A 16,162-nucleotide genomic window follows, 5' to 3' on the forward strand; every position below is an offset into this window, starting at 1 on the left:
GGCAGGGCCCGGGCCGGTGCCGACGGCGTCGCCGTGGGAACGGTCACCGGTGCTGCCCCGCGACCGCCGCGCGCGCCCGTTCCTGCTGCACGGCCTCGTCGATGGCCTTCTGCCACAGTCCCGCGACCCTGGTCCGCGCGGACCAGGTGGCGACGATCATGTGCTTCACCAGCTCACGCCCGCTCACCGCGTTGGTCAGCAGGACCGAGCCGACACCCGAGTGCACCCGCAGCCCGGTCATCGCCTGGTAGCCGTAGGCCTGACCGCCGTGGCCGAACTCCACGTCCCCACTGGTGGTGTCGACGATGGTGCTCCAGCCGTAGTTGCGGTCCGACTGCGGCGACAGCATCTGCCGCACCAGCTGCTGGTCGACCAGGCCGCCCGAGTACCCCAGGTAGCCGCGCCGGATCTCGACGGCGAACCTGGCCAGGTCCTCGGCGGTGCTCCACATCCCGGCCGCGGCCGGCTCCGGCTGGACGATGTAGCCGCCCCGTACCTGGGTGCCCACCACGTCGTGTCCCCGGGCGAAGGGCCGCCCGGAGGCGTGCGGGAACATCGGGTCGAAACTGCTGCCCGTCATGCCCAGCGGCGTGAACACCAGACGCTTCACCAGGTCGGGGAAGGCCTCACCGGTGAGGTCGGACATCACCTGCTGGAGCACCGAGTAGTGCACCGAGTTCTGTCGGAACACCTGGCCGGGCACGTCCTGGCGGCGCACCGGCGGTGTCTTGGCCGGCGCCCGCCCGTACAGCATGTCGAGCACCGTCGGCTGCTCGTCGTCGTCCGGGTAGTGGCCCTCGTTCACGGCCGGGTGCGGGGCGAACCCGGCCAGGTTCGCCATCAGCAGCCTCGCCGTGACCGGCTCCTGGAACTCCCCGGGGACCTGCCAGGACGTCAGATCGCGGTTGACGTCCCGGTCGAGGTCCAGCAGACCCTCCGAGACCAGCCGCAGTGCCGCGTAGGTCGTCACGTGCTTGCTGATCGACCCCACCGCGAACAGGGTGTCCGGGGTGACCGGCTCGCTCTGCCCTGCGCCGAGGACGCCGTAGCTGCGGACCGCCGTCACCTGACCGTCGTGGATCAGGGCGAGGCTGGCGCCCGGGATGGCGTGGTCGGCCATCACCTCCTCGGCCCGCAGGTCCGCGAGCACCGACTCGGCCGCGCTGCTCCGGCTCGACCGGCGCACCGGGCGGCGGCCCGACGCGGCGTCGGAACCGTCGTCCTCGCCGAGCAGCACCCGCAGCTCCGCCATCTGCTCGTCGACCAGCCGGCGGACGGTCGCCGCCTCGTGGACGTCCGTACTGTGGACCCACTCGACGTACAGCCGGCCCTCGTACACGTACGCGTCGATCTCCAGCAGGTGCGCCCGCGGGGCCTCGGGGGCGGCCGTGGCCACGACCCGCTCCGCGAGGTAGACCAGCGGCGGCGTCCCGTTCAGGGAGCGGGCCGTCGGCCTGCCGGCGGCGGACCGCGGCGCCGTGAAGGAGAACCGCACCTCCGGTGCCGGGAGGGCGGCCAGCTCCTCGGCCACCTCCGGGTCCGGCGCCAGGTGACGCAGCAGTCCGTATCCCTGCACCGGGTCGGGCAGGGTGCGCATCTGCCGGGCGACCGACTTCAGCGAGGACTGCGCGTCCCGGCCGAGCGGCAGCCGCAGGGTCACGGGGTAGCCGTGGTCCAGCGGGCCGACCGTCCGCGACGGGTCGCCGGCCGTGTCCGCCGTCGCGCCACCACGGGCGTCACCGGCGATCTCGACGGCGATCCGGTCGGCCTGCGCCCAGCGCGCGAGCGTACGGCCCACCGCCGTCAGCACCAGGTGCTCCGGGTTCGCGTCGGCCAGCAGGGACGCGGTCAGCTCGGACGGCAGGGTCGCCGTGACCGTGTTGGCCGTGGCGTGGGTGGTCTCCACCCGGGCACGGTCCACCGGGAGCGCGGCCCCCTTCGGCCGGTCCAGCCACAGCTCGGCCTGGTCCAGCAGCTCGTCGGAGTGCGCCTGCTTCAGCTTCTGCTCCGCCCACCAGTGCAGCGGGGACGCCACCGGCGGCAGCGTCGCCGGAAGGCCCTCGTTGAGCTGCCGGTACGCGGTGTTCAGGTCCTCGACGAGGACCGTCCAGGACGCCCGGTCGACCGCCAGCTCGTGGACGGTCAGCCAGATCTGGTCGGCCGCGCCGCTCTCCGCGCCGAAGCGGATCAGCGTCGCGTCCACCAGCGAACCGCCCCGCGTGTCCAGGCGCGCCCGGCCCTCGACGACCGCCCGCTCGATCCGCGCCGACCGCTCGGCGGCCGGCACCTCGCCGAGGTCCACGACATGGACCAGGGCCTCGGTGTTCGGCTCCGCCAGGTGGGCGCGGCCGTCGGCGGCCTCGTCGAACCGCAGACGCAGCGCCTGGTGGTGCTGCACCACGGCCCGCAGCGCTTCTTCGAGGACGTCCGCGTCGGCCTGCCCGTTCACCGGCAGCTGCACCGTGCGTCCGCCGGTGGCCTGCGCGCCGAGCAGCCGGTGCTGCTCCGCGAGCAGCGCGATCCCGTCCTGCTCCGGCGTCCGACCGCCGTCACCCTGCGCCAGGGCGGCGAGTTCACGCAGGTTCTTGGCCTGCATGACCATCCAGACCGCCAGCGGGAGACCCGCCTCCCGGCCCGCGGACAGCATCCGCAGAGCCCGGATGGAGTCGCCGCCGAGCTCGAAGAAGCTGTCCTCGACGCCGATGCGGTCGATGCCGAGGACATCGGACCAGATGGCCGCCAGCTGCTCCTCCACCATGGTGCGCGGGGCGACGTAGGCCGCCCGGGAGAGCGCGGTGGTGGCGGAGGCCGGGAGGGCCTTGTGGTCGACCTTGCCGCTGTTGGTCAGCGGGATGACGTCCAGGGCGACGAAGGCCGTGGGGAGCATGTACTCGGGCAGCGAGCGGGCCAGGAACTCCCGCAGCGCGACCGTGTCCAGGCCGGAGCCGCCGGCCGGGACCACGTAGGCAACCAGGGACTTGTCACCCTGGGCGTCTTCCTGGGCGGCCACGACGGCGTCGCGGACGGAGGTGTGCTCGCGCAGGGCGCTCTCGATCTCGCCCAGCTCGATGCGGTAACCGCGCATCTTCACCTGGCCGTCGGCGCGGCCCAGGCACTCCAGGGTGCCGTCGGCAAGAACGCGGGCCAGGTCACCGGTCGCGTACAGGCGTGAACCTGCGGGACCGAAGGGGTTCGGGACGAACTTCTCGGCCGTCAGGTCGGGGCGGCCCAGGTAGCCGCGGGCCAGACCGTCACCGCCGATGAACAGCTCGCCGGTCACACCCTGCGGTACCAACTCCAGAGCGCTGTCCAGGACGAAGAGCTGAGTATTGGCCAGCGGGCCGCCGATCGAGACCCGCTCCACCTCCGCCGGGACCTCGCCCCGCGCGGACCAGATCGTCGTCTCGGTCGGACCGTAGACGTTCACCAGGCGACCGACCTTCGGCAGCAGCTCCCGCGCCACACCCACGGTCAGCGCCTCACCACCCACCAGCGCGGTCACCGACACATCGTCGAAGCCCGCCGCCAGCAGCAGACGCCAACCCGACGGAGTCGCCTGGACATGCGTGACCTCGTTGCGGGCCACCAGCTCCACCAGCGCCGTCGCGTCCTTCGCCTGCTCGGCCGAGGCCAGCACGATCGTCCCGCCGGTGATCAACGGCAGGTGCAGCTCCAGGCCGGAGATGTCGAACGACACCGACGTCGAGGCCAGCCACGTGCCCGCATTGTCGCCCGTGACGTCGTCGCGGATCGAACCCAGCAGGTTCACCAGCGCACCCTGCCCGATCATCACGCCCTTGGGGCGACCGGTCGAACCCGAGGTGTAGAGCACGTAGGCGAGGTCGTCCGAGGCGGGAACGATGCCGTCCCAGCTCTCCTCGGAGCCGCCGTCCAGCGCCAGCCACGGACCGGCGTACTCACCCAGGCGCCCGGCCGGGTCGGCGTCGGTCAGGACGAGCGCGGCACCCGAGTCGGTGAGCATGTAACCCACCCGCTCGGCCGGAAGCGACGGATCGACCGGAACATACGCAGCCCCCGCCTTCCACACACCCAGCATCGCCGCCACAACACCCGGACCACGGTCGAGATACAGACCGACCACCGATCCGGACCCGACCCCGCGCCCGCGCAGCCGGCCCGCGATCCGCGAAGACTCGGCATCGAGTTCGCCATACGACACCCGCTCCTCACCGAACACCACCGCGACCGCATCCGGCGAAGCAACCGCACGAGCCCGGAACAGCTCCAGAGCCGAACCCGCACCCCACTCCACCGACGAACCACCACGCACCAGCGCGGCCCGCTCCGCCTCCGCCAGCACCACACCCGACGCGTCACCATCCGGATCCGCCGCCATCGCCTCCAGCACCAGCCGGTACATCCCCGCAAGACGCCCCAGCGCCTCACGGCCGACGACGTCCGACGTCGTGTTGAGCATGATCCGCTGGCCGATCGCCGCGACGTTGAGCGCGAACTCGTTGCCGCCGACGTTCAGGTTGCCGGCCATGTCGACCGTCTCGGTGTCGACCTGGTGGAAGTCGAGGTACTCGAAGAGCACCGCGATGAGCCGGCCACTCTGCCCCGAGTCCCGCTGAACGGCGGGCAGCGGGTACCGGCGGTGGGCCCAGGTCTCCGCTTCCTGCGCGAAGACCCGCTCCACCAGCTCACACCACGTGCCCGACGGGCGGGTGGCGGGGAACGGCAGCGTGTTCAGGTGCATGCCCAGCACCCGCTCCGCACCCGGCGCCTCCAGACGCCCGTGGTAGACCACACCCGCGTGAATGGCCTCCTCCGCACTGAGCATGCCCAGCACCTTCAGGTGCGCCGCCAGCAGCACGCTCTTCAGCGAGGTCCTGGCACGGGCGGCGAGGGTGCGCAGGCCGTCCTCGAGGTCGCCGAAGGCGACGTCCGTCCCCAGCGGCTCGCGGGCCCCGGCGGTCGCCGGGTCGGCCCAGGAGTCGGGCAGCTGCGCAGGAGCGTGGTTGTCCACGATCCCCTGCCAGAAGGCGCGGTCCTCCTCGGAGGCCAGCGACTCCAGCTCCGCCGCGACGAAGTCGGCGAACCGGACGGCCGGCGCCTCGTAGGCGGGCAGCTCACGGCCGTCGCGCAGGTGCTGGTAAGACGCCAGCAGCTCCATGAGCAGCGAGTGGTAGCTCCAGCCCTCGGCGATGGCGTGGTTGTAGGTGAAGGTCAGTCGCCAGGCCTCGTCCGACTCCAGGTGGATCGCGATCCGCAGCAGCGGCGCGGTCCCGAGGTCGAACGCGGCAGCGTGCTCCTTCACCGAGAAGGCCCGCAGCGCCTTGATCTGCTGAGTGGAGTCGAGACCCCGCAGGTCGTGCAGCGCCACCGGCACCTGGGTGTCGGCGTGCACCAGCTGCATCGGCTGCGAGTAGCCGCTCAGGTGCATCGAGGTGCGCAGGGCCTCGTGGCGGCCGGCCACGACGGCGGCGGCCTCCGTGAAGGCGGCGGCGTCGAAGGACTCGGCGTCCGGGATGCGGAAGGAGCTGATGTTCAGGTAGGCGGACTCGCCGCGCTCCTGAGCGGCCACCATCTCGACCAGCATGCCGGTCTGGATCTGCGACAGCGGGTAGGCGTCCACGACGCCCACCGGCAGCAGGGCCCGGTCCTCGGCGCCGATCAGCGCGAACGGCTCCACGGCTGTGACCAGGGACCCACCGACCTCCTGGCCGGAGATGTACGTGCCCAGTTCCGCGATCGTCCCGTGCTGGTAGACCGACCGGACATCCACGTCGTAGCCGGTGGCGCGCAGGGCGCCGACCAGGCGGACGACGCGGATGGAGTCGCCGCCGAGCTCGAAGAAGCTGTCCTCGACACCGACCCGGGCGACGCCCAGGACGTCCGACCAGACCGCCGCGAGCCGCTCCTCCAGCGGGGTGCGCGGGGCGACGATCTCGGCGGTGGCGAACGCGCTCTGGTCGACGGCCGGGAGGGCCTTGTGGTCGACCTTGCCGCTGTTGGTCAGCGGGATGGCCGCCAGCTCCATGAAAGCGGCCGGGACCATGTACTCGGGCAGCGAGCGGGACAGGAACTCCCGCAGCGCGACCGTGTCCAGGCCGGAACCGTCGGCACTGACGACGTAGGCGACCAGGGACTTGTCCCCGTGCGCGTCCTCCTGGGCCGTCACGACGGCGTCGCGGACCCAGGCGTGCTCGCGCAGGGCGCTCTCGATCTCGCCCAGCTCGATGCGGTAACCGCGGACCTTCACCTGGCCGTCGGCGCGGCCCAGGCACTCCAGCGTGCCGTCCGGGAGGACACGGGCCAGGTCACCGGTCGCGTACAGGCGTGAACCTGCGGGACCGAAGGGGTTGGGGACGAACTTCTCGGCCGTCAGGTCGGGGCGGCCCAGGTAGCCGCGGGCCAGACCGTCACCACCGATGAACAGCTCGCCCGTCACGCCCTGCGGCACCGGCTGAAGGCCACCGTCCAGAACGTGCAGCCGGGTGTTGGCCAGCGGACCACCGATCGAGACCCGCTCCACCCCCTCCGGGACCTCGCCCTGAGCGGACCAGATCGTCGTCTCGGTCGGACCGTAGACGTTCACCAGACGACCCACACTGGGCAGCAGCTCCCGCGCCACACCCACGGTCAGCGCCTCACCACCCACCAGCGCGGTCACCGACACATCGTCGAAGCCCGCCGCCAGCAGCAGACGCCAACCCGACGGAGTCGCCTGGACATGAGTGACCTCGTTACGGGTCACCAGCTCCACCAGCGCCGCGGCGTCCTTCGCCTGCTCGGCCGAGGCCAGCACGATCGTCCCACCGGTGATCAACGGCAGGTGCAGCTCCAGACCCGAGATGTCGAACGACACCGACGTCGAGGCCAGCCACGTGCCCGGAGCACCCGGAGTCACGTCGTCACGGATCGAACCCAGCAGGTTCACCAGCGCACCGTGGCCGATCATCACACCCTTGGGACGACCGGTGGATCCCGAGGTGTAGAGGACGTACGCCAGCTCATCGACAGCCGGGACGATGCCGTCCCAGCTCTCCTCGGAGCCGCCGTCCAGCTCCAGCCACGGACCGGCGTACTCTCCCAGGCGCCCGGCCGGGTCGGCGTCGGTCAGAACGAGCGCGGCACCCGAGTCGGTGAGCATGTAACCCACCCGCTCGGCCGGAAGCGACGGGTCCACCGGAAGGTAAGCGGCACCCGCCTTCCACACACCCAGCATCGCCGCCAGGACACCGGGGCCGCGGTCCAGGTACAGGCCCACCACCGAACCGGCGCCGATCCCCTGCCCGCGCAGCCGGCCCGCGATCCGCGACGACCACGCATCCAGCTCGCCATACGACACCCGCTCCTCACCGAACACCACCGCGACCGCATCCGGCGCAGCCGCCGCACGAGCCCGGAACAACTCCAGAGCCGAACCCGCACCCCACTCCACCGACGAACCACCACGCACCAACGCGGCCCGCTCCGCCTCCGCCAGCACCACACCCGACGCGTCACCGTCCGGATCCGCCGCCATCGCCTCCAGCACCAGCCGGTACATCCCCGCAAGACGCCCCAGCGCCTCACGACTCAGGAACTCACCGCTGGTCGCCATGTTGAGGTGGCCGTTGTTGGGGACCACGTTGAGCGCGAACTCGTTGAAGCCGTCGTTGAAGCCGGCGTCGGTGTCGACCGTCTCGCCGTCCACGTGGTGGAAGTCGAGGTACTCGAACATCACCGTGAGCAGGCGCTCGCGGGTGCCGCTGTCGCGCTGGACGGCGGGCAGCGGGTAGCGGCGGTGGGCCCAGATCTCCGCCTCTTGCGCGAAGACCCGCTCCACCAGCTCACGCCACGTCCCGGACGCGCGGGTGGCGGGGAACGGCAGCGTGTTCAGGTGCATGCCCAGCACCCGCTCGGCGCCCGGCGCCTCCAGACGCCCGTGGTAGACCACACCGGTGTGGAAGGCCTGGTCCGAGGTGACCGAGCCCAGCACCTTCAGGTGCGCCGCCAGCAGCACGCTCTTCAGCGAGGTGCCGGCACGGGCGGCGAGGGTGCGCAGGCCCTCCTCCAGGTCGTGGAAGGGGACGCGCAGACCGTGCCGGTCCTGCGGGTCGCGCTCCGGTGCGGCCCACGGCTCCGGCAGCCGCAGCGGCGCGTGCTCCGCCACCACGTCCTGCCAGAAGGCGCGGTCCTCCTCGGAGGCCAGCGACTCCAGCTCCGCCGCGACGAAGTCCGCGAACCGGACGGCCGGCGCCTCGTAGGCGGGCAGCTCACGGCCGTCGCGCAGGTGCTGGTAGGACGCCAGCAGCTCCATCATCAGGGCGTTGTAGCTCCAGCCCTCGGAGACGGCGTGGTGGTAGGTGAAGTTGAGCCGCCACGAGCCGTCCGACTCGACCAGGACGGACATCCGCAGCAGCGGTGCGGCCGTCAGGTCGAAGACCACGGCGCGTTCCTGTGTGAGGTAGGCGGCCTTGCGGCGCTCCTGCTCCTCGATGTCCAGGCCGCGCAGGTCCCACAGCGTCACGGGGTAGTCCGCCGTGGCGTGCACCAGCTGGAGCGGCAGCGCGTAGCCGCTCAGGTGCATCGAGGTGCGCAGGATGTCGTGCCGCTGGACGACGACGTCCACCGCCTGCTGGAAGACCGGCAGCGAGAACGGCTGGTCGTCGCGGATCCGGAAGGAGTTGAGGTTGTGGTAGACCGCCCGGTCCGCCGGGCCGGCGGCCATCGTCTCGACGAGCATGCCGGTCTGGATCTGCGACAGCGGGTAGGCGTCCACGACGCCCTCGGGCAGCGCGGCCCGGTCCTCTTCGCCGATCAGCGCGAACGGCTCCACGGCCGTGACGAGGGACTCGCCGCCCTGGCCGGTGAGGCCGGCCGCCATCGCGGCGATCGTCCGTGACTCGAACACGTCGCGGATCGAGACGTCGTACCCGGCGGTGCGCAGCGCGCCGACCAGCCGGACGGCACGGATGGAGTCGCCGCCGAGGTCGAAGAAGCTGTCCTCGACACCGACCCGGGCGACGCCCAGGACGTCCGACCAGATCACCGCGAGCCGCTCCTCCACCGGGGTGCGCGGCGCCACGTGCTCGACCGTGGCGAAGGACGCCTGGTCGGGCGCGGGCAGCGCGCGGTGGTCGAGCTTGCCGTTGCTGGTGAGCGGGATGGCGTCAATGGCGACGAACGCCGTCGGCACCATGTAGGCGGGCAGGTCGGCGGCGAGGTGCTCGCGGAGCTGTGCGGCAGCCGGTGCGGCGCCCTGCTGCGGCACGTAGTAGCCGACGAGCTGCTTGGCGCCCTGAGCCCCCTCGATGACGGTCACCACCGCGGCGCGGACGGCCGGGTGCCGGCGCAGCGCGGTCTCGATCTCGCCGAGCTCGATGCGGTAGCCGCGGATCTTCACCTGGGTGTCGACGCGACCGAGGAAGTCCAGCGAGCCGTCCGGCAGTCGCCGGGCCAGGTCGCCGGTGCGGTAGAGGCGCGAGCCCGCCGGACCGAAGGGGTTCGGGACGAACTTCTCCGCCGTCATCTCCGGCCGGTCGAGGTAGCCGAGGGCCAGTGCGGGGCCACCGACGTGGATCTCGCCGGGCACCCCGACCGGCACCAACTGGCCGTCGGCGTCGAGCAGGTGGACGGAGAGGTCGCGCAGCGGACGCCCGATGTTGCTGCGGCTCGGCCGCCGGAGGTCCTCGGCGCCGATCCGGTGGTAGGCGCAGTGCATGGTCGTCTCGGTCGGCCCGTACAGGTTGACCAGGGCGGGCCGGTCGAGGCCCATCCGGTCTACCCACGGCTGGAGTTCGGAGGTCTCCAGCTTCTCGCCGCCGAAGCCGACGAGCCGCAGGTCGAGCTGGTCGATGCGCGGGTCACCGTCGCCGGCCAGGGCCGCGAGGGCCCGGAATCCGGTCGGGGTCTGGAGCATCACGGTGACCTGCTCGGCGACCAGGAGGTCGAGCAGCTCGCCGGGCGAGCGGTTGACGTCGGTCGGGACGACGACGACCCGGCCGCCGTGCAGCAGGGCTCCCCACATCTCCCACACCGACACGTCGAAGGCGTACGAGTGCGCCTGGGTGAAGACGTCGTCGGCACCGAAGGCGAACTGCTCGCGTGTCGCGCTGTACAGGCGCAGGACGTTGGCGTGGGTGAGGCTGACGCCCTTGGGCTTTCCGGTGGAGCCGGAGGTGTAGATGACGTAGATCAGGTTGTCCGGGGTGACCGCGATGGCCGGCGCGGTGGCCGGGCGGGTCGCGATCTGCTCACGGCTGTCGCCGTCCAGCAGCACGATCCGGCCGTCGAACGAGTCGGTCACCCGCTCCGCCAGGTCGGCGGTGCTCACCAGGATCCGGGCGCCCGCGTCCTGGAGGATGTAGGACAGGCGCTCGTCCGGGTTCACCGGGTCCAGCGGCAGGTAGGCCGCACCCGACTTCATCACACCCAGCAGCGTCGGGACCAGGTCCAGACCGCGCTCCAGGCACACGCCCACGAGCCGGTCCGGGCCCGCACCCAGGCCCTGCAGGTGGTGCGCGAGCCGGTTGGCCCACGCATCCACCTCGGCGTAGGTCAGCGACTCACCCGCGAAGGTGATCGCGACGGCGTCCGGGGTACGGGCCGCCTGCTCCGCGAACACCTCGTGCAGGCAACCGTCGACCGGCACCTCCACCGTGGCGTTCCACTCACCCAGCAGCAGCCCCCGCTCCGCCTCCGGCAGCAGGACCACCGAAGCGTCCCCCTCCGGGTCGGCCGCCATCGCCTCCAGCACCAGCCGGTACATCGCACCGAAGCGCTCCAGGGCCGCACGGCCGAGCACATCGGTCGAAGTGCCGATGTTGAGGTGGCCGCCGGCGGCGATCACGCTGAGGAGAAACTCGTTGCCGCCCGCGTCGAGGTTGGACGCGGTGTCCACGGTGCCGGTGTCGACCTGGTGGAAGTCCTGGTAGTCGAAGACCATCGAAATCAGGCGCTCGCCGGTGCCGCTGTCGCGCTGGATGGCGGGCAGCGGGTAACGGCGGCGGGCCCAGATCTCCGACTCGCGGGCGTAGACCCGCTCGACCAGCTCACGCCAGGTCCCCGAGGCGCGCAGCGCCGGGAACGGCAGGGTGTTCAGGTGCATGCCGAGCACCCGCTCGGCGCCGGGGGCCTCCAGACGCCCGTGGTAGACCACACCGGTGTGGAAGGCGTCCTCGGTGCCGACCATGCCCAGCACCTTCAGGTGCGCGGCCAGCAGCACGGTCTTCAGCGAGGCCTTGGCGTCGTTCGCCAGGCGGTGCAGCTTCTCCTCGAGGTCGTGGAAGGGCACCCGCGCGCCGAGGTTCTCGGCCACCAGGTCGGCGTCGTCGGCCCAGGTGGCCGGCAGCTCGGCCGGGGCGTGGCCGGCGACGACGTCCCGCCAGTAGGCGCGGTCCTGCTCGGAGGCCAGCGACTCCAGCTCGGCCGCGATGAAGTCCGCGTACCGGACCGACGGCGCCTCGTACGCGGGCAGCTCACGGCCGTCGCGCAGGTACTGGTAGCACTCCATCAGCTCCATGAGGAGGCTGTTGACGCTCCAGCCCTCGGTGACGGCGTGGCAGTGGCTGAGCGTCAGCCGCCAGGCCTCGTCCGACTCCAGGTGGACGGCGAGCCGCATCAGCGGCGCGGCCGACAGCTCGAAGCCGGACGCCAGGTCCTGCTCGGCGAAGACGCGGGCACGCTCCTCGCGCTGCTCCTCGCTCAGGCCCCGCCAGTCGTGCACGGTCACCGGCAGCTGCGCGGCGGCGTGGACCAGCTGGAGCGGCTGGGAGTAGCCGCTGAGAGCCACGGAGGTGCGCAGCAGTTCGTGCCGCTGCGACAGCACGGCCACGGCTTCGCGCAGCGCCTCCGGGGAGAAGGCCTGCTCGTCCGGGATCCGGAAGGAGTTGATGTTGTGGTAGGCCGACTCGCCGCGCTCCTGGGCGGCCAGCATCTCGACCAGCATGCCGGTCTGCACCTGTGACAGCGGGTAGGCGTCCACGACGCCCTCGGGCAGCGCGGCCCGGTCCCCGTCGCCGATCAGCGCGAACGGCTCCACCGTGGTGACCAGCGACCCGTCGGTGGCCTGGCCGGTGAGGCCGGCCGCCATCGCGGCGATGGTGCGCGACTGGAACACGTCGCGGATCGACACCTCGAACCCGGCGGTGCGCAGCGCGCCGACCAGGCGGACCGCACGGATCGAGTCGCCGCCGAGGTCGAAGAAGCTGTCCTCGACACCGACCTTCTCCAGGCCCAGCACCTCACCCCACACCTCGGCGAAGCGCTCCTCCACCGGAGTGCGCGGCGCCACGTGCCGCGAGGCCGCGAACGCCGAGCGGCCCGGCGCGGGCAGCGCGCGGTGGTCGACCTTCCCGTTGGCGTTCACCGGGATGAAGCCGAGGGCGACGAAGGCCGACGGGATCATGTAGTCGGGCAGGATGCCGCCCAGGTGCCCGCGCAGCAGGCCGGCGTCGACGGCCGTGCCGCCGTCGGCGACGACGTAGGCGACGAGGGACTTCTCCCCCGCGGAGTTCTCGTGGACGGTCACCACGGCACTCTTGACGCCGGAATGCTTGTGCAGCGCGCTCTCGATCTCGCCGAGCTCGATGCGGTAGCCGCGCACCTTCACCTGGGTGTCGACACGGCCGAGCGTCTCCAGGGTGCCGTCGGCCAGCCGGCGGGCCAGGTCGCCACTGCGGTACAACCGCGAACCGGCCGGGCCGAACGGGTCCGGAATGAACTGCTCGGCGGTCAGCTCGGGACGGTCCAGGTAGCCGCGGGCCACGCCGGGGCCGCCGATGCACATCTCGCCGACCACGCCCACGGGCACCAACTGGCCGTCGGCGTCGAGCAGGTGGATCCGGACGTCGTGGAACTTGTGCCCGAGGAGACTGCGGGACGGGTGGTCGAAGTCCTCCGTCACGAGCCGGTGCGCGGTGGCGATCACCGTGGTCTCGGTCGGGCCGTAGACGTTGAGCAGCACCGGGTGGTCGAGGCCCATCCGGTCCGCCCACGGCTGGAGCTGGGGGACCTCGACACGCTCGCCGCCGACGGCGATCAGCCGCAGGGCGAGCCGGTCGATGCGCGGGTCGCCGGTGGCCGCCATGGCGGCCACCGCGCCGAACGCGGAGGGGACGTAGGACAGGAAGGTGACCTGCTCGGCGACCAGCAGGTCGACGAAGTCCTCCGGCGAGCGGGTGGTCTCGTTGGACACGACCACCAGACGGCCGCCGTTCAGCAGGACGGCCCACATCTCCCAGGTGGAGAAGTCGAAGGCGTACGAGTGCGAGAGCACGCCGACGTCGCTGCCGGTGAACCCGAAGTCGTCCTGGATCGCCGGGAAGAGCCGCAGGACGTTGGCGTGGCTCGCCATGACGCCCTTGGGCTTTCCGGTGGAGCCGGAGGTGTAGATGACGTAGATCAGGTTGTCCGGGGTGACCGCGGTGGCCGGCGCGGTGGCCGGGCGGGTCGCGATCTGCTCACGGCTGTCGCCGTCCAGCAGCACGATCCGGCCGTCGAACGAGTCGGTCACCCGCTCCGCCAGATCGGCGGTGCTCACCAGGATCCGGGCACCCGCGTCCTGGAGGATGTAGGACAGGCGCTCGTCCGGGTTCACCGGGTCCAGCGGCAGGTAGGCCGCACCCGACTTCATGACACCCAGCAGGGTCGGGACCAGGTCCAGACCGCGCTCCAGGCACACGCCCACGAGCCGGTCCGGGCCCGCGCCCAGGCCCTGCAGGTGGTGCGCGAGCCGGTTGGCCCACGCGTCCACCTCGGCGTAGGTCAGCGACTCACCCGCGAAGGTGATCGCGACGGCGTCCGGGGTACGGGCCGCCTGCTCCGCGAACACCTCGTGCAGGCAACCGTCGACCGGCACCTCCACCACAGCGTTCCACTCACCCAGCAGCAAAGCCCGCTCCGCCTCCGGCAGCGGAACGACCGACGCGTCCCCCTCCGGGTCGGCCGCCATCGCCTCCAGCACCAACCGGTACATCGCACCGAAGCGCTCCAGGGCCGCACGGCCGACGACGGCCGTGGAGGTCCCGATGTTGATGCGCCCGCCCGAGGCCACGACGCTGAGTGCGAACTCGTTGGTCGCGGACGTCAGGTTGGCGTCGACGTCGACCGTGTCGGTGTCGACCTGGTGGAAGTCCTGGTGCTCGAAGAGCATCGTGATCAGGCGCTCGCCGGTGCCGCTGTCGCGCTGGACGGCGGGCAGCGGGTAGCGGCGGTGGGCCCAGATCTCCGCTTCCTGGGCGTAGACCTGCTCCACCAGCTGGCGCCAGGTGCCGGACGGACGGGTGGCCGGGAACGGCAGGGTGTTCAGGTGCATGCCGAGCACCCGCTCGGCGCCGGGGGCCTCCAGACGGCCGTGGTAGACCACACCGGTGTGGAAGGCGTCCTCCGTACCGAGCGAGCCCAGCACCTTCAGGTGCGCGGCCAGCAGCACGCTCTTCAGCGAGGTCCGGGCCCGGGTCGCCAGTCGGCGCAGGTCCTCCTCCAGGTCCTGGTACCGGACGTACACCCGGTGGACGTCCTCGGCGCTGCCCTGGTCGTCGGCCCAGGTCTCGGGGAGCCGGGCCGGGGCGTGGCCGGCGACGACGTCCCGCCAGAAGGCGCGGTCCTCCTCGGAGGCCAGCGACTCCAGCTCCGCCGCGATGAAGTCGGCGTAGCGGACGGCCGGCGCCTCGTAGGCGGGCAGCTCACGGCCGTCGCGCAGGTGCTGGTAGGACGCCAGCAGCTCCATGAGCAGCGAGTGGTAGCTCCAGCCCTCGGTGACGGCGTGGTTGTGGCTGAGGGTCAGCCGCCAGGCCTCGTCCGACTCCAGGTGCACCGCGACGCGCATCAGCGGCCCCACGGCCAGGTCGAAGCCCTCGGCCCGGTCCCGCTCGGCGAACGCACGGCCGTGCTCCTCGCGCTGCTGCTCGTCCAGGCCGCGCCAGTCGTGCACGGTCACCGGCAGCTGCGCGGTGGCGTGCACCAGCTGCAGCGGCTGGGAGTAGCCGCTCAGGTGCATCGAGGTGCGCAGGATGTCGTGCCGCTCGACGACGGCCTCGACGGCCCGGAGCATCGCGGGCTCGTCGAACGGGCGCTCGTCGGGAATCCTGAAGGAGGTGAGGTTGTGGTAGGTGCCCAGGCCGTCGGCCCGGAGCATCTCGACCAGGATGCCGGTCTGGATCTGCGACAGCGGGTAGGCGTCCACGACGCCCTCGGGCAGCGCGGCCCGGTCCTCGGCGCCGATCAGCGCGAACGGCTCCACGGCCTTGACGAGGGACTCGCCGCCCTGGCCGGTGAGGCCGGCCGCCATCGCGGCGATGGTGCGCGACTGGAACACGTCGCGGATGGAGACGTCGTACCCGGCGGTGCGCACCGCGCCGACCAGGCGGACGGCGCGGATGGAGTCGCCGCCGAGGTCGAAGAAGCTGTCCTCGACACCGACCCGGGCGACGCCCAGGACGTCCGACCAGATCGCCGCGAGCCGCTCCTCCACCGGGGTGCGCGGCGCCACGTGCTCGACCGTGGCGAAGGACGCCTGGTCGGGCGCGGGCAGCGCGCGGTGGTCGAGCTTGCCGTTGGGGGTCAGCGGGATCTCCGCCAGCGGCACGTAGGCGGCCGGGACCATGTAGTCCGGCAGCGAGGTGCGCAGGTGGGCCCGCAGGTCGCTCAGGTCGGCACCCTGCTCCGTCAGGATCAGGTAGGCGACCAGGGACTTCTCGCCGAGGGCGGTGGTGTGGACGGTGACCGCGGCGTCCCGCACCAGCGGGTGCCGGCGCAGGGTCGCCTCGATCTCGCCGAGCTCGATGCGGTAGCCGCGGATCTTCACCTGGCCGTCGATGCGGCCGAGCGATTCCAGGGTGCCGTCGGCCAGTCGGCGGGCCAGGTCGCCACTGCGGTACAGCCGCGAGCCGGCCGGGCCGAACGGGTCCGGGGTGAACCGCTCGGCGGTCAGCTCCGGCCGGTCCAGGTAGCCGCGGGCCACGGCGGGCCCGCCGACGAAGATCTCACCCGGGACGCCGACCGGGACGAGCTGCCCCGCCGCGTCCAGGACGTGGATCACGGTGTCGTCGAGCGGGATGCCGACCGGGCTGTCCGCCGGGTGCGCCAGGTCCTCGTCGGTGATCTGGCGGAAGGTGGAGTGCACCGTGGTCTCGGTGATGCCGTACATGTTGATCAGCGCGGGGCGCTGCGCACCGACCCGGTCGGTCCACGGCAGCAGCTGGGCGAGGTC

At 72.1% G+C, this 16,162-nt stretch carries 1 protein-coding gene (cut by a window edge); it reads right to left on the bottom strand.

Annotated features, from left to right (window positions below; translation table 11 throughout):
* Positions 1 to 43: 43 nt before the first annotated feature.
* Positions 44 to 16,162 carry the 3' portion of a non-ribosomal peptide synthase/polyketide synthase gene (locus ACFU6K_RS00480; protein ID WP_380660039.1) on the bottom strand. It continues 11,769 nt past the right edge of the window, so 16,119 of the gene's 27,888 nt are visible here — the last part of the coding sequence; its start codon lies off the right edge, out of view — the gene reads right to left on this strand; it ends in the stop codon at positions 44 to 46.

This window comes from Kitasatospora sp. NPDC057512 (assembly GCF_042802135.1).
Lineage (GTDB): Bacteria > Actinomycetota > Actinomycetes > Streptomycetales > Streptomycetaceae > Kitasatospora.